The sequence below is a fragment of the Pedobacter sp. genome (genome assembly GCF_965249885.1).
Lineage (GTDB): Bacteria > Bacteroidota > Bacteroidia > Sphingobacteriales > Sphingobacteriaceae > Pedobacter.
The window spans coordinates 2,616,614-2,638,052 of record NZ_OZ252254.1 but is presented as its reverse complement, the minus strand read 5'-3'; the positions used below and the strand labels follow the sequence as shown (position 1 = coordinate 2,638,052).

Genomic DNA, 21,439 nt, shown 5'->3' with positions numbered 1-21,439 from the left:
GACGATTAATCATTTTTAGTTCAATTGCTAATTGGTTATTGTAGCAAAGCCGATATTATTGGTGCATCTGTGGCTAACAATGCTTAAATTTGATGTCCTTTCAAAACAGAGTAAATATGCCAACTGAAATTAAGTGCCCTAATTGTAGTCATTCTTTTCCGATGGAAGAAGTAATGGTGGAAGAATATAAAAAGGATTTGCGGGAGAAAATGCAGTCGTTTACTAAACAAAAAGAAGACGAGTTCCGCAAAAAAATGGAAGCCATCGAAGCTGCAAAAAAGCAACAGGAAGAGAGTTTTGAAAGTTTGAGGAAACAGCAGGAACTAGCCTTTGAACAGCGATTGACAAAGGAGAAAGAAGCGCTGCAAGCGAGTGTGAGCGAAAATTTACGCAAATCTATTAGTGCCGACTTTGAAAACAGGCTTAAAATTTTAGATGAAGCGAACAAAGAGAACGAAGAAAAGTTGAAAACGGCTCGCCAAAAGGAATTGGAATACATGCAAATGACCAACGAATTGAAGCGTAAGCAGGAAGAGCTCGATCTGGAAATACAAAAAAAGCTGACCGAAGAACGCGAAAAAATGGCGCTCGAAATCAGAAATATTGAGAACCAACGTTTGCAACAGGCTGAATTGGATTTTAAAATGAAGCTTGCTGAAAAAGATAAACAGCTGGAAGATCAGAAGAAATTGGCTGAGGAGATGAAGCGTAAAGCAGAGCAAGGTTCAATGCAACTGCAGGGAGAAGTACAAGAGTTGGCTTTAGAGGAACTTTTGCGTAGTTCTTTCCCGTTTGATCTGGTACAAGAAGTTGGCAAAGGTGTACGCGGCGCTGACTGCATTCAAACTGTTAGAAATAATTTCGGACAGGAATGCGGCCATATCATTTACGAAAGTAAACGAACCGTAGCTTTTGCAAGCGATTGGATTGAGAAGTTAAAAACTGATATGCGAAGCCAAGGTGCTGAAATTGCAGTATTAGTAACGCAAAATATGCCCAAAGATATGAGTTGCTTCGGCTTAAAAGATGGCGTGTGGATTTGTACGTTTGGTGAAGTGCAAGCGCTAGCAGCAGTACTGCGAGACGGCATTCTTCGTTTATTCAATGCTGCAAAATCTCAGGAAAATAAAGGAGATAAAATGCACATGCTATACGATTACCTAATTAGTAACGAATTTGCAGAGCAGTGGAAAGCCATAAGAGAAGGATTTATGAGCATGAAATTATCGATACAACGGGAGCGAGATGCAATGGAAAAACTTTGGAAAGCAAGGGAAAAACAGCTTGATAAGGTGCTCTTGAATGCCGCTCACATCCGTGGATCTATTGAGGGCATATCTGGCAACGATAATATTCAGCTAAGCTTAACAGACGATGATGATGACTTGTTCCTAGAATAAATTTAACATTGCATATTAAACGATTTTCGATGCTATGCGTTTATGGAAACAATGGACGCCTATCATCAATAGAGGTAAAACGTCTTTAAAATTAACTGAAGTTCTAACTAAAAAAGCGATTATGAATGTAAAACTTAAACATTTGGCTTGGACATTTCTGGCAATCCCACTAGCTTTTAGCTGTACACCATCTGGCAACAACAGTGAAAAAGCAAATACAAAAACAGTGAAAGATACCGTTAAGCAGTGCTACACGGCTACATTTGAAGGCGATACCGCCTTAATGGACCTAAAAATTATCGATAGCGTAGAGGTGGAAGGAAAATTGTTGATTAACTACGCTAACAAACCACATAACGATGGCATTGTTAGAGGCAAATTTAGTGGCGATACACTTATTGTTGATTATAGTTTTAAGACGGGAACCAATACAACACAGTTTTCCAACCCTTTAGCCTTTATTAAAAAGGGTGATAGTTTAAAAATGGGTGTTGGTGTAATTGAAACCTCTTTGGGACGATCTTACTTCGCTAAAGATAAACCTATCAATTTTGAGAGGGGGAAGTTTAACTTCCAACCAACCGATTGTAAATAAAAAAAGGGTTCCAAATTGGAACCCTTTTTTGTTCATAGGAATTTCGTTTTCACGTAGATTAGTATAAGGTAAATTCTACCCTTCTGTTTTGCTGACGACCAGCTGCAGTTTTGTTAGTTGCAATTGGTTGATCAGGGCCGTAACCAGTAGCTTCAATTCTAGAAGCGTTAGCACCTTGAGATACTAAATAAGCTTTTACTGACTCTGCTCTTTCTTTAGATAAACGCATGTTTAACTCTCTAGATCCTGTGATATCAGTGTGACCAGCTAATTTTAAGCTAAAGTTTTTCTCTACCAATAAAGCAGCAACTCTATTTAAGGTTGGGTATGATTTAGAACGGATGGTAGCTTTACCCAAATCAAACTCTAAGTTATCAATTGCGTCTTTTACTACTTTACGGTCTGCTTCAGTTACAATTACTCTTTCAGTTACTTGAGGAGCAGGAACTTTTAATGGACAACCAGAACCATCTACCACTGTACCAGCTGGCGTGTTAGGGCATTTATCCAATTTGTCAGCTACACCATCGCCATCGCTGTCTTTCAATAGATCAGCCATTTCGCTACGCAATTTAGCATTTTCAGCTTTTTGTGCATCTAAGTCTGATTTTAATGAATTTGCTGTGTTTTTAGCAGCCAAAGCTTCTTCATAAGTGGCCGCAACCGGGCTATAGAATGCTAACTGTTTTCCTTTACCCAACGCAAACTCTAAACCAGCATAAGCATAGTTATATTTATCGTTGTTGCCTCTAGCAGCGTAACCATCAAATTGATCGCCATCAACAAAGTTGATTGTCCAACCCAAATCGAAGTTTACACCTTCAGATAAACGGAATTTAGCTCCAACTCCTACTGGGATAATCAATTTATCAACTGCAGAGCGAGTTGTAGATGCTCCCGAACCGGCAGCAACTGTGGTAGTTTCGTAGTTTACCAAACCACCCCCTGCTAATGCATAAAGTTGCGCATTGTTGTGTTGGTTAAACATGCTCCAGTTTACCATATTTAACTGAGCACTTAAAGTTGCCGAATAGCGTACATCAGTTTCGAACGATGCGATAGGGCTTGGGTTAGTAGTACCATCATTGAATGGTTCGGCATTATCACCTTTAACTGTACCTCTTACCCCATCTAAACGCAAAGCGAATGCTGGACTAATTTGCTTTTTGATATAAAGGCCATAGCCTAAACTTGATTTCCAATTTGAGAAGTCGTTTTGGCCACCTAGCGGAGATACACCGGTTAACACACCGCCGTTTAATCCGATTGACCAAGTTTTAAAAGATGGTTTTTGCCCCATGCTATCCTGAGCTAAGGCCGCGTTGCCGATAAACAATCCAGCCATTGCAACTGGAAAAAGTTTTAAGAGATTTAGTTTCATAATATTGATTTATAAGCTTTACTATTTTGCCTATAATTGGTCAATAGATATACCAAAAAGGAGTATAATTCAAAATAAAAACATGTAAATCACTATAAAACAAGCTCTTAATAAAACGAAATAAAATTTGGCATAATATTGATAAAGTGTTCAGTTTGCTATACACTTTAAAAAATTAAGCCTAAATAAAACGGCAAAAGTTAGATTATATTTTTGTGCCTAACTTGAGTAACGGAGCTTTTACTTAATGGTAATTTTCCGAAATGTGCTGTAATAAATAAATTTTTATAACGTGATGCAGGGTCGTTATTTATAGATATTGCACTGGATTTAGAAGAATAAAGACCCGCTATTGCAAGCTTGTTTTTATGAACCGCTCAGTTTTAAGATGCGCAAAAGTAAAGCGGTGTATTATTTCAGGCTAATTGCAATGCCGATGTGGCGTATTTTCGCTCGTTAGAAAGCGTAATCTAATGCCCTAAAAGAAAAGACGAGATTGCACCTCAAGCACAACCTCATCTTTATGAAAATCTATGTTATTGGTTACCAACCCCCGGCGGTATCATCGCCTCTGGGATCAGCACCTGTTTGGAAGGTTCCTTTTTTAGTTAGCAAGATGGCATCCACTCTACCAATACTTCCTCTCCTATCAAACTTATACCCTTTGGCTACCAACTTCTGCTCCGTATCAGCGTTAAGTGCATCGGCCTCCAAATTGGTAATATCTGGTAACCATTGGTGATGGAATTTCTTTGCATTCACCGCTGTCTGCATATCCATTCCAAAATCAACTACGTTAACAATAGTTTGAAAAACAGAAGTAATAATCGTTGAACCGCCTGGCGTACCCACTACCATAGCAAGTTTTCCATCTTTTTCCAATATGGTAGGCGTCATTGAGCTCAGCATCCGTTTTTTTGGAGCTATAGCATTCGCTTCATAGCCAATTAATCCAAAATAGTTAGGTGTTCCAGGCTTAACTGAAAAATCATCCATCTCATTATTTAAAAAGAAGCCCGCCCCTTTAACTACCACGTAATTGCCGTAAGAAGTATTGATAGTTGTGGTGAGTGAAACCGCATTTCCATCTTTATCAACAATTGAAAAATGGGTGGTTTCTTCACTTTCTTTTTTGGCGAATTCCCCAGCTTGGATATCGGTACTTAGGGTTGCTTTATTCCAGTTTAAGTTCGACATTCTTGCATTATTGTAGGCTGGCTCTAACAACTCCTTTTGCGGCACTTTCCAAAAATCAGGATCGCCCAAATGTTTTGCTCTATCCGCATAAACTCTTCGCTCTGCTTCAATCATCACTTGCACGGTCGAATCAGCATTGTGGCCCCATTTAGCTAGAGGATAAGGCGCTACACACTGCAGCAATTGCACCAATGCTATACCACCGCTTGAGGTTGGCGGCATGGTAATTACTTTGTAACCGCGATATTCGCCGGTAATTGGTGTGCGCCAAGCTGCTTTATAATTCTTTAAATCTTCTTTAGAAATCAAACCTCCGCCGCGTTTCATCTCTTCGGCAATAAAATCAGCCACTTGTCCTTCGTAAAAACCAGCCCTTCCTTTATCCCGGATCAATTTCATGGTGTTGGCAAGTTCCTCTTGAACCAATAAATCTCCTTCCTTCCATTCTTCACTTTTAACAAAGGCGGTACCTAGCGGATTAAACTGTTGAAACTTCTGCTTCAACCTGTTTAATTCCCTTGCCTGCATCTTTGTGATGTTGAAACCGTTCTTAGCAAGACGATAGGCGGGCTCAACCAAGTCTGCCCATTTTAATTTACCGTATTTTTTATGCAGTTCTACCATACCAGCTACGCTGCCCGGTACTCCGGCCGCTAAATGTCCTTCTTTGCTTTTTTCAGAAATTGCATTTCCGTTAGCATCCAAAAACATATCTCTATTAGCCAATGCAGGTGCTTTCTCCCTGAAATCCATAGAATTGATTTCGCCTTTAGCTGAACGATAAATTAAGAAACCGCCGCCGCCGATATTACCAGCATTTGGGTAAACCACTGCTAACGCAAATTGGACCGCAACAGTAGCGTCGACTGCATTTCCTCCTTTTTTCAAAATAGCTACTCCTACCTCGGTAGCAGATGGGTGAGCGGAAACCACAGCGCCATTTTTAAATTCGAGCGCACTTTTGGTCTGTTTATCTCCTTTGCTTAAAAATTCAAACGCTTTAACACTATCTACTACTTGGGCTTTGGTTGAATAACTTGTTGCAACAAATAATATTAACCCAACTATTTTTAAATGGGCTAAGGCTTTACTTATTTTCTGGATGATAATTTTCTGCATCTTTATATATCTTGTCTATAATTTCGTTGTTTTTTTCGAGTATTATTTTTCGTTTTAAACTTAATTTCGGGGTAAGCTCTCCTCCATCAATGCTCCATTCTTTAGGCAAAAGTGCAAATTGTTTCACCTGCTCCCATTTCCCGAACTCCTTATTCGCTTCGTCAATTATTTTTTGGAATTTGGATTTAACTTCTTCATTGTTAACTATGGTTTCGTTAGTACCAAACTCAATTCCTTTAACTTTACACCAACTTTTTAATGCTTCAAAATTTGGCACTATTAAGGCAGAAGGGAATTTTCTATTCTCACCTACTACCATAATTTGCTCTACTAGTGGAGCTTCTTTAATTTTATTTTCAACGATTTGAGGCGCCACATATTTACCACCAGCAGTTTTAAACATTTCCTTCTTGCGGTCGGTAATTTTCAGGTAACCATCGTTAAGTTCTCCAATATCACCTGTGTGGAACCATCCTTCGCTATCTATAGCTTCATTTGTTAATTCGGGCTTATTGTAATATCCCTTCATTAAATTATGGCCTTTTACCAATATTTCTCCATCTGCTGCTATTTTAACCTCTACCCCTTCTATTGCCTTGCCAACACTGCCGAATTTAATAGCGTCGAAATGATTTACCGTAATCACTGGTGACGTTTCTGTTAGGCCATAGCCCTCAAAAACTGGCAAACCTGCTGCCCAAAAAACACGAGCCAAACGCTGGTTTAAGGCCGCACCACCAGAAATGATCACTTGAATATTTCCTCCAAGCGCCTCCTGCCATTTTTTAAACACTAACTTTCTAGCAACTGCTAACTTTAGGTTATACCACCAACTATTATTCGTATCGTATTTTTCAGCTAAAGCCAGCGACCAAAAAAAGATAGCTTTTTTGATTCCAGTTAAGGACTTACCTTTCTCTACTATCTTATCATAGACTTTTTCTAACAGTCGAGGGACCGTGGAAAATCCGCTTGGTTTTACGAATTGGATATCAGCAACGATAGTGTCCATACTTTCTGCATAATAAATGGCAATGTTAAGGTAAGCATATAAATAAGAAATCATTCGCTCGAAGATATGTGACAAAGGCAAAAAGCTCAATGCATGCGTCACATTATTTGGCAAAAGCACCGCGGATTTCTTAAAATTTTGAACCAGGTTATCGTGTGTGAGCATTACCCCTTTCGGTGTTCCGGTGGTACCAGACGTATAAATTATGGTTAAAATATCACTAGGATCAACTGCCTGACGGTAGGTTTCTAAATCGACTGCGTTTAATGAGGTCCCAATTTTTGTAAGTTCTTCCCAATGCTTAGCTCCACTAACTTCGTCAAATGTATAAATCTCTACCTGATGCGTTAATTCAGCACACACACTTTTCATCTTTAGGTAAAGTTGTTCATCGGCTACGAAAACTACACTTATTTCGGCATCTCCAATGATAAACTTCACATCATGCTCAGCCAAGGTAGGGTAAAGTGGGATTTGATAAGCGCCCAACTGCATGATAGCGTAATCGCAAATGTTCCACTCAGGCCGGTTTGCCGACATTATAGCTACTCTGGACCCTTTTGCAATACCAATGGAAGTTAACCCTCGGCTTAAATTATCGGTAATTTCACAAAACTTTTGTGTACTAAATTTACGCCACTCGCCTTGTATTTTACCACTAACAAACTCTTCTTTCGGAAATTTTTCCAAGTTATATTTTAGAAGATCAAAAACTCGTGTTACTGAAACTGACATACTTAGATATTATATTGGCTAAACAAATTAAACAGCACTTCTCCTCTGTTAAACATCCTAATTTAAGCTTTTTACACGAGGTTTATACTATGCAAGCATAATTTTTTATGGTTTGCAATTGCTGAAACCAAAACAATTAAAAAACTGCTTTGTTAAGTTTTGACATGAATAGGCATAGAAGTTGTAATGCCGACAATAATTACACAAAAACAATTTAATTTTATGAAAAAACTACTTTTTACAATTATCGCCAGCGCAGCTTTTTTAACAATTAACTTGTCGAACGCAAATGCGCAGTACAAAAACGCCCTAGGTTTAGGTGTTGATTTTGGCAACGGAGCTACTTTAGTAGGACCGTCTTTCAAGCATTTTTTCAACAGTCAAGGTGCAGGACAATTAGAGCTATTATTTGGTGGAAACAGCACACGTTTGCAAGCTTTTTATCAATACCACGGCAATATTACTGGAGCTGATGGATTAAAATGGTACGTTGGTGGTGGTCCGGGTTTAAACTTTTTTAGCGCAGGCCCTTATGATAGGACCGACTTTTTGCTTATTCCGCAAGCTGGTTTAGATTTTAAAATCCCTGGCGCTCCTATTCAAATGAACTTCGACTGGAGACCGACTGCATTCATTGGCGACAACTCAGATTTTGAAGCAGGAAGATTTGGTTTCGGTTTCAGATTCACTTTCTAAGAAACAATACTACCTAAAATAAAAAAGTCCCGGCGAATTGCCAGGACTTTTTTTATGGATTCAATTCTATTTTACACCAATCCATCTTCGTCTAACTGCTAGTTGTTGTGGTGTGGCATCCTCTTTATAAACAGCTTTAATGCGTACGTTAGGACTTTCTTTTAACGTCAGAGCAATTTTTCTTTCCAAACCATCTCTTCTAATTGTCACTTCTACAACATCACCTACTTGTTTTTTTGCAATAGAAGGCAGAGTTTCTAAAGTTAAACCTGGATTTGGCAATCTAATGTTCCTCATCTCATCAACAATAGTAGACCCGTCAATCGCCAAGATATCGTCATTTACATTTATGCCCTGTACCCAAGCTGGCGAATTTCTCGCAACGCCGCTTACAGTAACCATCCTATCAACTTTTAAAGCGGCACCAGTATAGGGCTTGTTTGGCGAAGCAATTTCTTTTGACGACTCGATTCCTGCATAAGCGAAGTATTTTTCGAAATCAACATCATCTGTTCCATCGATATATTTTGCCCAGAATTTGGTAAAGTTAATTCCACTGATTTTTTCAACCATCGCTTTAAACTCAGCATCAGTATAGCCACGTTTTTGTTGTTTCCCCTGCTCATACATCGCCTTCATTACGTCGTCCAAGCTTTTTGCGCCTTTTGTAGCATTGGCAATTTCCAAATCCATTAATAAGCCAATAATTTCGCCTTTGCTGTAATACGAAATTGCACTGTTTTTGGAATTTTCATTTGGACGATATCCGATGATCCAGGCATCAAAACTTGATGAGGAAGCCGATTGAACTTTTGACCCAGGTGTATTAATTACGGTTCCCAGGCCACCAATGATATCGTTTAAGAAAGTAGTTTGATTAGTGATACCAGCTCTAATTAAAAGCTTGTTTTCATAATATGAAGTGAACCCTTCAGCGGTCCATAAATTAGTGGTGTAATTTTCGTTATCGTAATCAAACGGGCCTAAAGCAATTGGTCGCAAACGCTTCACATTCCATAAGTGGAAATATTCATGAGCTACTAATGAAAGGAATCCTTTATAGCCTCTTTCAGTACCGTAAGCATTTCGGCTAGCACCTAAAACGGTAGAATTAAGATGTTCTAAACCGCCGCCACCTTGCTCATAGTTATGTACGATAAATGTGTAATGTTTATTTGGATTTTCACCAAAAATGGCCGTTGCCTGCTCAATTACTTTTGCCATATCTACTTTTAGGCGTTCCTTATCATAATTACCGCCACCATACATGGCAACTTCGTGCTTCACACCAGCAGCGATAAAATCAAATACATCTTGGTTGCCAACTTCTATCGGGCTATCAAACAGAATGTCAAAATCAGGAGCATAGTAAGTAAATTTTTGACCAGCTACTGGTTCCAAGCCAGTGCTCACTTTATCCCATTTACCAAAAGGGATAATTTTAACTGTACTCGGACTTTTGATCATCCCCGCAGGATACATGAAAATTCCCGCGGAAGATAAGAAGGCATGAGATTCATCTATAAAAGCAGTACGAACAGAAATTTCAAAAGCGTAAACTCGATAATTTACCTTTATTGCCGCCGCCTTGGCATTATAAACTCGCCAAGTATTTTTAGTAACCTTTTGCACTTTAGCAGGCTTGCCATTTGCTGTAGCAGAAAAACCCTCCACATTTTTACCAAACTCTCTCACCAAGTACGAACCTGGTGTCCATACAGGCATTTTCAAATCAACATAATCCTTTGCCGCAATGCCTGACATATTCATTTCTATCTCTGCATAATGCGCCTGTGGTTCTTTAAAAGAAACCTCAAAACCAATTTTAACTTGCGATTTTGCTGCCATTGTTAACGTTAGCAATAATGCTACTCCTAGTATTTTTTTCATTGACTTATCGTTTATACCACCAAGGCCTTAAGTTCACAAAGCTTGCTATAATTTTAGCGTTGATAACTCCTTTATATCGCTATTCTCACTTTGTGTCTTCGTGGTAAAATGTTTAGGCCTCGGCACAAAAATAAAATTTAAAACTACTTTCTTCAATGTTTATATGCATACCGCTGTAACATAGTTAGTACATCTTTATATATGGAAAAACAAATAGATATTTTTGTTTGTATACACTTGGTTATTTTCATAGTGTAGCATAAATTTTAAATATTGCAACCAATTATTAATGAAAAAAAGATACATATTCTACCTTATTTTGGCTTTGGGCCTTGCCTATTTGGTATATCATAGAATTTCTGAAAACAAGAAAATTGAAGGACCCGGCGGCGGAAAGGGCGCCAAAGGTAAAGGTGGCGCACCACTAAATGTGGATGGAATAGTAGTTGGAACTACAGATTTTGCCAGTAACCTGGAAATAACCGGCAGTGTAGAAGCTAACGAAGCAGTTACCTTAAGAAGCGAGGTTGCAGGCTTGGTGACTGGTATTTACTTTAAAGAAGGTAGCAATGTAAGTAAAGGTGCCACTTTAGTAAAAATCAACGATAGAGACATACAAGCGCAGCTCAAAGAAGCTTTAACTAAGCAAAATCTATCGGCAACCAACGAAAACAGAGCTAAGCAATTGCTGGATAAAGGCGCCATAAGCCAGGAAGAATACGATACTTCCTTAGCTGAACTTCAGACTTTAAAATCGCAGGCACAATTGATACGAGCGCAATTGGCGAAAACTACCATTGTAGCTCCTTTTAGTGGTAAGGTTGGTTTACGCAACATTTCAGTTGGAGAATATCTCACGCCAAACACCACTATCGCAAATTTATTGAGTACCAACCCAATAAAGATCACCTTTTCTGTTCCGGAAAAGTATGTATCACAAATTAAAACTAACAGCACTATTTCGTTCAATATTGACGGCAGTAATAAAAACTTTAGCGGAAAAGTATTTGCTATAGAGCCGGGAATCAATGAACAAACCCGCACATTGCAAATCAAAGCATTGTCTGAAAACGCTGACGGAACATTGGTACCGGGCTCATTTGCTAAAGTAAAACTGCCGCTGGCAACTATTAAAGATGCCATATTAATTCCTACTGAGGCAGTAATTCCGGTGTTAGAAGGCAAGGTTGTTTACATCACTAAAGGCGGGAAAGCACAACAAGTTCCTGTAGAAACTGGTACACGCACTGCCGAACAAATTCTGGTATTATCTGGATTGAAAGTAGGTGATACGGTATTAACTACAGGTGCAATGGCATTAAAACCAGAAGCTGAAGTAAAAGTAAAAATAGCTAAAAAGAAATAATGAGCATTTCGACCACCAGTATTAAACGGCCAGTTTTGGCTATCGTGATGAACCTCATTATTATACTTTTTGGGGTTATCGGCTATAATTTTTTAGGTATTAGAGAGTATCCATCCATTGATCCAACCATTATTTCCGTTCGTACATCTTATCCCGGTGCTAATTCGGATATCATTGAATCACAGATCACAGAGCCTTTAGAAAAGTCTATCAACTCCATTGATGGAATAAGAAATATCACCTCATCCAGTAACCAAGGCACTAGCAACATCACGGTAGAATTTAATCTTGGCAAAAACATTGATGAGGCGGCTAATGATGTTCGTGACAAGGTATCGCAAGCTGCGAGAAATTTACCAAAAGATATAGATGGCTTGCCCACCGTAAGTAAAGCTGATGCCAATTCGGATGCAATTATTTCTATGACCATCCAGAGTGACAGGCGTGGTGTGACGGATTTAAGCGACTTTGCTGAAAATGTAATCGCAGATAGGATCCAAACTATCCCCGGTGTAAGTAGCATGCAAATACAGGGGCAGCGAAAATATGCGATGAGGGTGCGGATTGACCCGAACAAACTAGCCTCCTACGGCCTTACCTCGCAAGATATTGTAACCGCTTTAGATAGAGAAAACGTAGAACTGCCTTCGGGCAAGCTAACTGGAGCTGCTACAGAGCTTACAGTAAAAACGCTTGGAAAACTCACTAATGCAGAGCAGTTCAACAACCTAATTATTAAATCTGACAGCAACAGCGTTGTTAAACTACAAGATGTTGCCATTGCCGAAATAGGTTCTGAAAACGAGGAAACGGTACTGAGGGAATCAGGCAAACCAATGGTTGCCATCGGCATTATTCCGCAGCCTGGTGCTAATTATTTAGACATTAGTAATGAATTTTATAAACGTTTTGATAAACTGCAGGCCGACATGCCTAGCGACATTAAGCTCAAGGTTTCGCTGGACAGCACTCAGTTCATCAAAAGGTCGGTAACTGAAGTAGCTGAAACTATCCTCATTTCGCTGGTATTAGTAATCCTCATCATCTATCTATTCTTTAGAGATTGGGGAATTGCATTTAGGCCGTTAATTGATATTCCTGTATCGTTAGTAGCTACTTTTTTCATCATGTATATTTTTGGGTTTTCCATCAATGTATTGACTTTACTAGCTATTGTTTTAGCCACAGGTTTAGTGGTGGATGATGGTATAGTTGTAACAGAAAACATCTTTAAAAAAGTGGAAGAAGGCCTGTCTCCAATTGAAGCAGCTATTAAAGGTTCCAATGAGATTTTCTTTGCAGTAATTTCTATTTCCATCACCTTGGCGGCAGTATTTTTACCGGTAATATTCCTTCAAGGATTTGTGGGCCGTTTATTTAGGGAATTTGGTGTGACTATAGGTGCAGCGGTGCTTATTTCGGCATTTGTTTCTCTTACCTTAACGCCAATGCTTAACGCCTATTTGATGAAAAAAGGCGGACACAAACCTTCAAAATTTTACAGACTTACCGAACCCTATTTCGTTAAGTTAAACGATGGCTACCAAAGCAACTTAGAGAAATTCCTAAAACGCAGGTGGCTTGCCGCTCCGATAATTTTGGTTTGCGCTGGATTAATTTACTTATTTTGGAACATCCTTCCGAAAGAAACGGCGCCATATGATGACAGAAGTGCGATTAACATGAGCGTATCCACACCAGAAGGAACATCTTTTGCCTATACTGATAGGTTCATGATGAAAATTAACCAAATGGTGCTGGATTCTGTTCCTGAAAAAAATGTGAACATCACCATCACTTCACCTGGTTTTGGCGGCGCAGGTTCAACCAACTCGGGTTTCGTTCGAATGGGTTTGGTTAGTCCAAGTGAAAGGGAAAGAAGCCAGAAGGAAATTGCGGACCAACTCACCAAAATCACAAGAAAATATACTGAGGGCAAGGTAACAGTAACGCAGCAGCCTACCATTTCGGTTGGCCGAAGAGGCGGTGGCTTGCCGATCAGTTACATCATTCAAGCCCAAAATTTCGAGAAACTTCGTGAAAAAGTACCGCAATTTATGGAGGAGGTATCGCAAGATCCAACTTTTACAACATCTGATGTGAACTTGAAATTCAATAAGCCTGAAATTAACCTGACTATTGATAGGGAAAAAGCCAAAAATTTAGGAGTTTCCATTGTTGATATTGCACAAACACTACAGCTGGGTTTAAGCGGACAGCGATTTTCTTATTTCTTCATGAACGGCAAACAGTACCAAGTAATTGGTCAATTTGACGTGAGTAACAGGAAAGATCCACTTGATTTGAGTTCTGTGTACGTGAGAAATGATAAAAATCAATTGATACAGCTAGATAATTTAGTGACTACAAAGGAACAAAGCAGCCCACCACAACTGTATCGCAATAATCGTTTTATTTCGGCAACGGTATCTGCAGGACTAGCTCCTGGCAAAAGTATTGGCGACGGGATTGATGCGATGGACAGAATTGCCGCCAAAGTACTCGATGAAACATTCACCACTGATTTAAGCGGCGAATCACGAGACTTTAGGGAAAGCTCGTCGAACACTTTATTCGCCTTTGGCTTAGCATTATTGCTGGTATACCTGATTTTATCCGCACAATTCGAAAGTTTCAAAGATCCAATTATTATCATTTTAACAGTGCCAATGGCGGTTGCCGGAGCATTTTTATCGCTATGGCTGTGTGGACAAAGCTGGAACATTTTCAGTCAAATTGGAACTATTATGCTAATTGGCTTGGTAACCAAAAATGGTATTTTAATTGTTGAATTTGCCAACCAGCTCAAAGAACAAGGAAAAACTGTACAGGAAGCAATTAGAGAAGCTGCCGTTTCGAGGCTACGCCCAATTTTGATGACAAGCTTGGCAATTGCTATTGGTGCACTGCCAATTGCGATGGCTTTAGGTGCCGCGGCGAAAAGCAGGATGAGTATGGGTACTGTTATTATTGGCGGAACGATGTTTTCACTTATCCTTACGCTATTTGTAATTCCTGCCATTTACTCGCTTTGGTCAAAAGAGCACAAGGAAAATACAGACCTAAAACAATCGTTGGCAGCTGCAATGGCTGATGAGGAACAATCAAAAAACAAAAGCTAACGTCGACAATGAAAAAGTATATTTTTAAGACGCTCAACACCATATTCACTTGCCTCCTATTTACCTCAACAGTTTTTGGGCAAGAAAAATTAACTTTAGAAGAAGCCATTAGCTTAGCCCTAAAAAATAACTATGATATTAGATTAGTTAAAAATGATGTTGCTATTGCTAAAAACAATGCCAACTGGGGCAATGCGGGAATGCTTCCACTAGTTACTGGTGATTTTAGTACCGGGGGGAGCAGGCAAAACACGGTACAAACGCAAGCAAGTGGCACAGAGCGTAGAATAGATGGAGCGAGAAATAGCAACATGGCCTACGGCGTTGGGTTAAACTGGACAATTTTTGACGGCTTCAGCATGTTTGCGAATTATGACCGTTTGAAAGCGCTACAACAGCAAGGCGAGAAAAATGCAACTGCTCAAATTTTCAATACTATAACTGATGTATTAAATGCCTACTATAATGTGGCCAAACAGCAACAGTTGGTGGTAGCGGCAGATAGCACCATAGATATTTCTGCGTTTCGTTTACGCATTGCCGATAATAAATTGAAATTGGGTAGAGGTTCTAAATTAGATGTTTTAGCGGCACAAGTAGATTACAATACAGATACTTCTGCTTATCTACAGCAAAAAAATCTACTTAACAACTACATGGTTACGCTGAATCAGTTGCTAGCGAGAGATGTTAATACAAAGTTCACTGTTGAGAATTACTTCGAAATAGATGCTGGTTTAAACTATACCACTTTGGCGTCACAGCTGGAGCAGCTCAACCCCGACTTGCAAAGTGCCATATTAAATAAAAAAATTGCGGAATTGAATTTGAAACAAGTTCAAGGTAATCGATATCCACAAATTAGTATCAACAGCGGCTATGATTTTAGCAAAAGTGAATCTCCTACTGGATTTAATACGCAATTTAGAGCCCGCGGTTTTAGTTACGGTTTAACAGCAAGCATTAATATTTTTAACGGTTTTCTGCAACGTCAGAATGAAAGAAATGCTAAAATAAATATCAACTCAGCCGAACTTCTAATTAATCAAACCAAGCAAAATTTAAGTGCCCAACTTACGAGTGCGTATCAGGACTATAGCACATTTTTAGAATTAGCTAAATTAGAGCAAGGAAATGTCAATATTGCTAATCAAAATCTGGATATTACATTGGAAAAATACAGATTAGGCAATATTACTCCGTTAGAACTACGAGAAGCGCAAAAAAATGCAATTGAAGCGAATAATAGATACCTAGAAATAAAATATCAGGGAAAATTGGCGGAAATTTACTTAAAGCAGGTTAGCGGTACGTTAAATTTGTAATAATTTTTTATTTTAGTGCATGATTTTAGTTGCCGATAGCGGATCGTCCAAAACAGATTGGATGGCGTACAGTCCCGAACAAACATTATCGTTCAATACCCAAGGTATCAACCCTTATTTTGCAAATGCACAGGATATCGTTAGAATCTTATCAAAAAACAAAGAGATTGCTGCGATTGCCAATGAGATAAAGGAAGTTTACTTTTTTGGAGCGGGCTGTTTAAACCCTGATAAGCACGAAATTGTATCCAACGGACTATCATCTTTCTTCAAGAATGCTTTTATTAGTGTTGATCACGATTTGCTAGGCTCAGCCTATGCCACTTGCGGAGATAAAAAGGGTTTGGCCTGCATCTTAGGGACGGGATCTAATATTGCCTATTATGACGGCGAACATGTGTTTGATGGCAAGCACGGATTAGGTTATATTTTAGGCGATGAAGGTTCAGGGACTTACTTCGGTAAAAAAATGCTGATATCCTATCTACACAAAACCATGCCTGCTGATTTGAGAGATCACTTCTCTTCGGATTTTGAAGTCACAAAGGACATTGTAATAGAAAACATTTACCAAAAGCCATTCCCCAATTCGTATTTAGCTACTTTTAGCCGCTTTATGATTAAAAACAGGCAGCATCCTTTTATTCAGAAAACATTACATGAAGGATTTCAGGAGTTTATAGATAGCAATGTAAAAGATTACAAGAACTATAAAACGCTGGAGTGCAATTTTGTAGGTTCAATTAGCTATTACTATCAGGATGAACTAAGAGCCGTTTTCGCAGAAAATAACCTAAAAATTGGAAAAACCCTTCAGAAGCCTATCGAAGGAATTTTTGAATATATTCTCAAAAGAGAGGGAATTTTAGAAAAAGTAGATTAGGTTATTTGTCAGAATCTTCCTCAACCAAGTTATTACGTTTGTCGTAGGCCTTTTTCAAACCATAGGCTACACCTGCAGCAATTAATATACTTGCACCGCCATCAATTGGCACATCATCGGGATTAAAGTCCTCACATCCAGGTTGTGGATTGAAAGGATCACAAGGACCATCTGCAGCTTTTGCGTGTATACTACATAGCAAAGCCGCCAAAACACAAATAAAAGTTGCCCTATAAATTATCTCAGCTACGTTACGCCTCACCGGTAAATGTTAATTGTAAAATACTTTTAATATAAGAGATAGTTAATCTCATGCAATAATAGGTGTTTTTTAGCTCAAAAAAGAATTTTTTAAAATAAAATTTCTTTTTACACCTCTAAAAATCAGAATATTACCACATACACAACACCACTTAATATGCTGCTTTATAATTGATTTCAATTTTCATTTCGCTTACCTTTCCCTGCTCCACTTTTACCGTATTTATAAATCCATTTCCATCAAAATTATTAGCAAAAAACTCTCCGGTTGGCTCCACAGTAAAAACCGAATAAACTCCATCAGGCAATTCAGAAGAAAATATTCCTTTATTGTTTGATTTTACTTTCTTAACTAAAACTGCATTTATTTTTTTGAAAAGAGGCGCTTGCCCTTCCACACTACTAAAATTTACAGCCTTGTAAATCAACAACTGTCGCTGCACTGCTTTGCCTTTACCCAAATTAGGTTCATCTGGCGAAGGCATTAAGTTTCCCTCCAGCCATCTAACGGTTCCATAAACACCTTGATTAATAGCGGGTTGGCTATTTTTTTGCGCAGCACAGCTTAGGGCCAGTGTTACAGCAATAAAAAATACTAGCTTTTGTATAGAAATCATCCTAATTATCTTTAAAATTGCTTTAAGTTAAGTATTTATCTGAATTTATGTACAACTCAAGGCTTTCGATTTTCCTCATCTCCATATTTGGTTTTGCAATCCACATTAATTCCTTTGCACAAGCTGATAAACAAAACCAAACAAACGCTATTTTTTTGAAGCAAAATGCGCTACAGTTGTTTAGCACAGAAAAAAAGAGATTATCAAAGGCCATTTCTTTAGCCGCAGAAAAAGGTTGGGAAGTTTTTGGAACCACCAAAGACGGTAGAGTTTTTACCCTGTATGGCGTAGATGACTTCGGGCTCCCACTTTATAAATATACTGAAAACAACAAAATATCAGCCGCAACCATTAATACCAATAAACTTTATACAGGTGGGGCCTTGGGACTAAACTTAAGCGGTAGCACTTTACCTAATGATAAAGTGGCGATATGGGATGGAGGGGCTGTTTTGACTACGCATGTTGAATTTCAAAACAACCGAATCGAGATCAAAGATGGTACCACCGTAACGTCCACTCACTCTACCCATGTTGCTGGAACCATTATGGCTGAAGGCAAATACGAGAATGCTAGAGGTATGGCTTTTGGATTGCCTAAACTTCTATCATTTGACTTTAATAACGATAACTCCGAAATGTCGACCTATGCCACCAACTTGCTGTTGTCGAACCACTCTTACGGCACCATTGCGGGTTGGTATGAAAATACCAGCATCAATCCGAGCAGATGGGAATTTAGAGGACAATTTGGTGCTAACGAAGATTATAAATTTGGCTATTATGACAGTGATGCCAAGGAATGGGACAGGATATGTTACAACGCCCCATTTTATTTGCCAGTGAAATCGGGAGGCAATTATCGAAATAGTAACGGCCCTGCAATTGGCGACACCTATTATAGATATAACACAAGTGGAACGCTGATTAACGCTGGTCCGAGACCTGCAGGGATATCAAGTAACGACGGTTATGATATTTTGGGAACTTACGCCGTAGCAAAAAACATCATGACCGTTACAGCAGTTAATCCACTGCCATACGGGACGGTTACTCCGGATGATATTTCCATATCCTCTTTTAGTGCTTGGGGGCCTACTGATGATGGAAGGATAAAGCCCGACATAGCAGCGGACGGTGTTAGCGTAACTTCAACCAGCAACGCAGGACCTTCATCGTACACCACACTTTCTGGCACTTCCATGGCTGCTCCATCCGTTACTGGATCATTAGCCCTGCTCCAAGAACTGTACTTTCAAAAAAATAACAGCTTTATGAGAGCTGCAACATTGAAAGCATTGGCTTTGGGAACGGCAAGTGAAGCGGGTGCAAATCCAGGACCAGATTATATCTACGGTTGGGGATTAATGAACACCGAAAGTGCTGCGAAAGCTATTTTGAACAAAGGTACAAAGAGCTTAATTAGTGAAAAAGCACTTACGCAAGGTGGCAGTGAAACTTTTACCGTTATCGCTTCAGGCGACGGCCCTTTAGTAGCCACTATTTGCTGGACGGATCCTGAAATTGACATCATTCCAATTGAAAATGCCTTGAATAATAGAACGCTAAGACTTGTAAACGATCTGGACATGAGGTGTAGCGATGGCAATACCAGCTATCTACCTTGGATATTGGATCCTAACAACCCATCTGCTGCGGCAACAAAAGGCGATAATTTTAGAGATAACGTAGAACAAATTTATATTGCTGATGCTGTACCTGGAAAAGCATATAGTTTTACGGTAACACATAAAGGTACGCTACAACGCGGATCTCAGGCCTTTTCCATTGTAGCAACAGGCGTTGGAGGAAAAGCATATTGTGCATCGGCTCCTAGCTCGTCTGCTGATTCAAAAATTACCGGTTTCAGTTTGGCTAACATTAATTATACTGCCACCACCGGCTGCACCACTAACAGCGATTTTACGGGGCAAACCATATCGCTGGAGCTAGCTAAAACCTATCCTCTAAGTTTATCTTTAGGAACATGCGGTGCTAACTTTAATAAAGCGGCAAAAGTTTACATCGATTGGAATGCAGACGGTGATTTTGAAGATGCTAATGAGCTTGTTTCTACCACAAACGTGGTTAACGGTGTAGGAACATTCAATTCAAACATCATCGTACCAAATAATTTAAACATCAATACCTACACCTTATTAAGAGTAGTGCTTACTGAAACTAATGATGTAAGTACAATTAGCCCCTGTGGCAATTACACAAAAGGTGAAACATTAACGTATAGAGTAAAATTCATTAATTCAAGTACAGATGCTGGCATCTCCAATATTTCGCAGCCTATAAATAATTGTGCTAATGCACAGCAAATGGTTAAGGTAACGATACGCAATTATGGTTCACAAACAATTACCAACGTGCCTGTTACAGTTAGCGTTTTTGACGGCGTTAATTTAATAGGCAATTTAAGCGGAACATACACAGGAGCCATTAAGCCCTCAGAAGAAACTGAATTTCTATTACCTGGCAGCTTCGTAGCACTCGCCGGAAAAACCTACAACATCAAAGCCAAAACTACGTTAGCTCAGGATTTGATTAGCACTAATGATGAGCTGAGCGTAAACCAGCAGACAGCATTAGCTCCAGCAGTTGGAAGCACCAATGCGTACTATTGTAACAACACTAGTCGATATCAACTTTCTGCCGCTGGTAATGGCATTGTATACTGGTATAAAAACGATACAGATTTGATCCCGTTTGAATACGGAAATAATATCAGTACGAAAATAGCCCCAACTAATGGGAAATACTACGCTAGCTTAAATGAATACAGCGGATCAGTAGGTCCAAAAGACAAAAACGAAACTAGACTAGGACCAGGAACCTATTTGCAAACTACCGGCGCAGTGAACGTGAATGTGCTTGCACCTACTATAATGGAAAGTGCCAAACTATATATTGGCCATAGCGGCACTATCACATTTTCGGTACAAAATAGTGTTGGAGTAGAGGTATCAAGCACTACATTAGAAGTAACCGCAACCAGAACTACACCAGTGGCTGGCACCGCGGCAAACGATTTAAATGATCAAGGGCGAGTTTACACGCTAAATTTAAAATTTCCAGAGGCAGGCAATTATAGCATTTACATCACCTATAAAAATGATGCAACTATTTTCAGGAACAACGGGGTAACTAGTCCTATTTATCCATTGAGTTCAGCATTAAACATATTTAACATCACCAGCAATAATGCTTCTACACCGGGTTCCTTTTACTATTATTTTTATGATATCAAGGTTAAAGCCTTAGGTTGTGCATCAGCTACACGTACTGAAGTTCCATTTGTTGGTGCTGGAATTACACAAAACGGCAACGAACTAATAGCTGCTTTTGATGATAACAATCAGTGGTTTTTAAATGGCAAGATGATAGTAGGTGCAACTTCAAAAAGCTACAAACCAATAACCGCCGGACGATATACGGTGCAAACAAATATTAATTCTGGATGCACAGCGATGTCAGATGAATTCCTTTATCTTCCTCAGGATAAAGGAGACACGGAATTAAAGTTACAAGTATTTCCTTTACCAGCTTCCAATAGTTTAACCGTGGCTTTCGAAATTCCTAATACTGAAAACATACAACTTGCTTTGTTTAATATAATAGGCCAAAAAATTTACGAGAAAAACAAAAGCAGCCAAAAGGGAATTGTTATCGAGAATTTAGATGTATCGAGATTATCTAGCGGCACCTATATTTTGAAAATAAGAGTTGGCGAATCAGTGTATACCAAAAAAATTATGGTACTATAGCTCGTTAAGCTGGACATAGATTCATCAGTTAGCTCACATGATGATATCTCATCATGTGAGCTATTGG

At 39.1% G+C, this 21,439-nt stretch carries 14 protein-coding genes; 8 read left to right on the top strand and 6 right to left on the bottom strand.

Annotated elements, in window-relative coordinates; genetic code table 11:
- Window positions 1-116 precede the first annotated feature (116 nt).
- On the top strand, window positions 117-1,400 hold the full coding sequence (locus tag ACY2A0_RS11250) for a DUF2130 domain-containing protein (protein ID WP_461791513.1): 1,284 nt from the start codon (window positions 117-119) through the stop codon (window positions 1,398-1,400).
- 34 nt (window positions 1,401-1,434) lie between these two features.
- Window positions 1,435-1,995, top strand: a complete 561-nt coding sequence (locus ACY2A0_RS11245) for a hypothetical protein (protein WP_461789549.1) — start codon at window positions 1,435-1,437, stop codon at window positions 1,993-1,995.
- A 58-nt stretch (window positions 1,996-2,053) separates the two neighbouring features.
- Here ACY2A0_RS11245 and ACY2A0_RS11240 read toward each other — a convergent pair whose 3' ends face one another.
- The 3 genes from ACY2A0_RS11240 to ACY2A0_RS11230 form a co-directional block, all read right to left on the bottom strand.
- A complete protein-coding gene (locus ACY2A0_RS11240; RefSeq protein WP_461789548.1) occupies window positions 2,054-3,376 on the bottom strand; it encodes an OmpA family protein in 1,323 nt (440 codons plus the stop codon).
- 543 nt (window positions 3,377-3,919) lie between these two features.
- Window positions 3,920-5,692, bottom strand: a complete 1,773-nt coding sequence (gene ggt / locus ACY2A0_RS11235) for a gamma-glutamyltransferase (RefSeq protein ID WP_461789547.1) — start codon at window positions 5,690-5,692, stop codon at window positions 3,920-3,922.
- The gene (locus ACY2A0_RS11230) at window positions 5,661-7,439 is read right to left on the bottom strand and encodes an AMP-dependent synthetase/ligase (protein ID WP_461789546.1); all 1,779 of its coding nucleotides are present in this window, start codon (window positions 7,437-7,439) and stop codon (window positions 5,661-5,663) included. The genes ggt and ACY2A0_RS11230 overlap by 32 nt, the downstream gene beginning before the upstream one ends.
- A gap of 222 nt (window positions 7,440-7,661) precedes the next feature.
- Here ACY2A0_RS11230 and ACY2A0_RS11225 point away from each other — a divergent pair, with 222 nt between their 5' ends.
- Complete coding sequence (locus ACY2A0_RS11225) at window positions 7,662-8,135, top strand: hypothetical protein (RefSeq protein ID WP_461789545.1); 474 nt, start codon at window positions 7,662-7,664, stop codon at window positions 8,133-8,135.
- A gap of 66 nt (window positions 8,136-8,201) precedes the next feature.
- Here ACY2A0_RS11225 and ACY2A0_RS11220 read toward each other — a convergent pair whose 3' ends face one another.
- Window positions 8,202-10,025 carry a M61 family metallopeptidase gene (locus ACY2A0_RS11220; protein WP_461789544.1) on the bottom strand — a complete coding sequence of 608 codons (1,824 nt, stop codon included), beginning with the start codon at window positions 10,023-10,025 and terminating at the stop codon, window positions 8,202-8,204.
- A gap of 289 nt (window positions 10,026-10,314) precedes the next feature.
- Between ACY2A0_RS11220 and ACY2A0_RS11215 the strand changes: the two genes are divergently transcribed.
- From ACY2A0_RS11215 to ACY2A0_RS11200, 4 genes are read left to right on the top strand one after another with little or no spacing between them, the layout of a single operon-like run.
- A complete protein-coding gene (locus tag ACY2A0_RS11215; RefSeq protein WP_461789543.1) occupies window positions 10,315-11,391 on the top strand; it encodes an efflux RND transporter periplasmic adaptor subunit in 1,077 nt (358 codons plus the stop codon).
- The gene (locus tag ACY2A0_RS11210) at window positions 11,391-14,513 is read left to right on the top strand and encodes an efflux RND transporter permease subunit (RefSeq protein ID WP_461789542.1); all 3,123 of its coding nucleotides are present in this window, start codon (window positions 11,391-11,393) and stop codon (window positions 14,511-14,513) included. Before ACY2A0_RS11215 ends, ACY2A0_RS11210 begins: the two co-directional genes overlap by 1 nt.
- A gap of 8 nt (window positions 14,514-14,521) precedes the next feature.
- Window positions 14,522-15,838 (top strand): TolC family protein, encoded by a 1,317-nt coding sequence (locus ACY2A0_RS11205; RefSeq protein WP_461789541.1) that lies wholly within the window; start codon window positions 14,522-14,524, stop codon window positions 15,836-15,838.
- Between the two features lie 19 nt (window positions 15,839-15,857).
- The gene (locus ACY2A0_RS11200) at window positions 15,858-16,721 is read left to right on the top strand and encodes an N-acetylglucosamine kinase (RefSeq protein ID WP_461789540.1); all 864 of its coding nucleotides are present in this window, start codon (window positions 15,858-15,860) and stop codon (window positions 16,719-16,721) included.
- A gap of 1 nt (window position 16,722) precedes the next feature.
- Here the strand turns inward: ACY2A0_RS11200 and ACY2A0_RS11195 are convergent, their stop codons facing one another.
- Complete coding sequence (locus ACY2A0_RS11195; RefSeq protein WP_461791512.1) at window positions 16,723-16,983, bottom strand: PID-CTERM protein-sorting domain-containing protein; 261 nt, start codon at window positions 16,981-16,983, stop codon at window positions 16,723-16,725.
- A gap of 151 nt (window positions 16,984-17,134) precedes the next feature.
- Window positions 17,135-17,599, bottom strand: a complete 465-nt coding sequence (locus tag ACY2A0_RS11190) for a hypothetical protein (protein ID WP_461789538.1) — start codon at window positions 17,597-17,599, stop codon at window positions 17,135-17,137.
- A gap of 47 nt (window positions 17,600-17,646) precedes the next feature.
- On the opposite strand from ACY2A0_RS11190, the gene ACY2A0_RS11185 reads away from it, so the two are divergent.
- Entirely contained in the window at window positions 17,647-21,372 is a 3,726-nt protein-coding gene (locus ACY2A0_RS11185; protein WP_461789537.1) for a S8/S53 family peptidase, read from the top strand.
- Window positions 21,373-21,439: the final 67 nt, after the last annotated feature.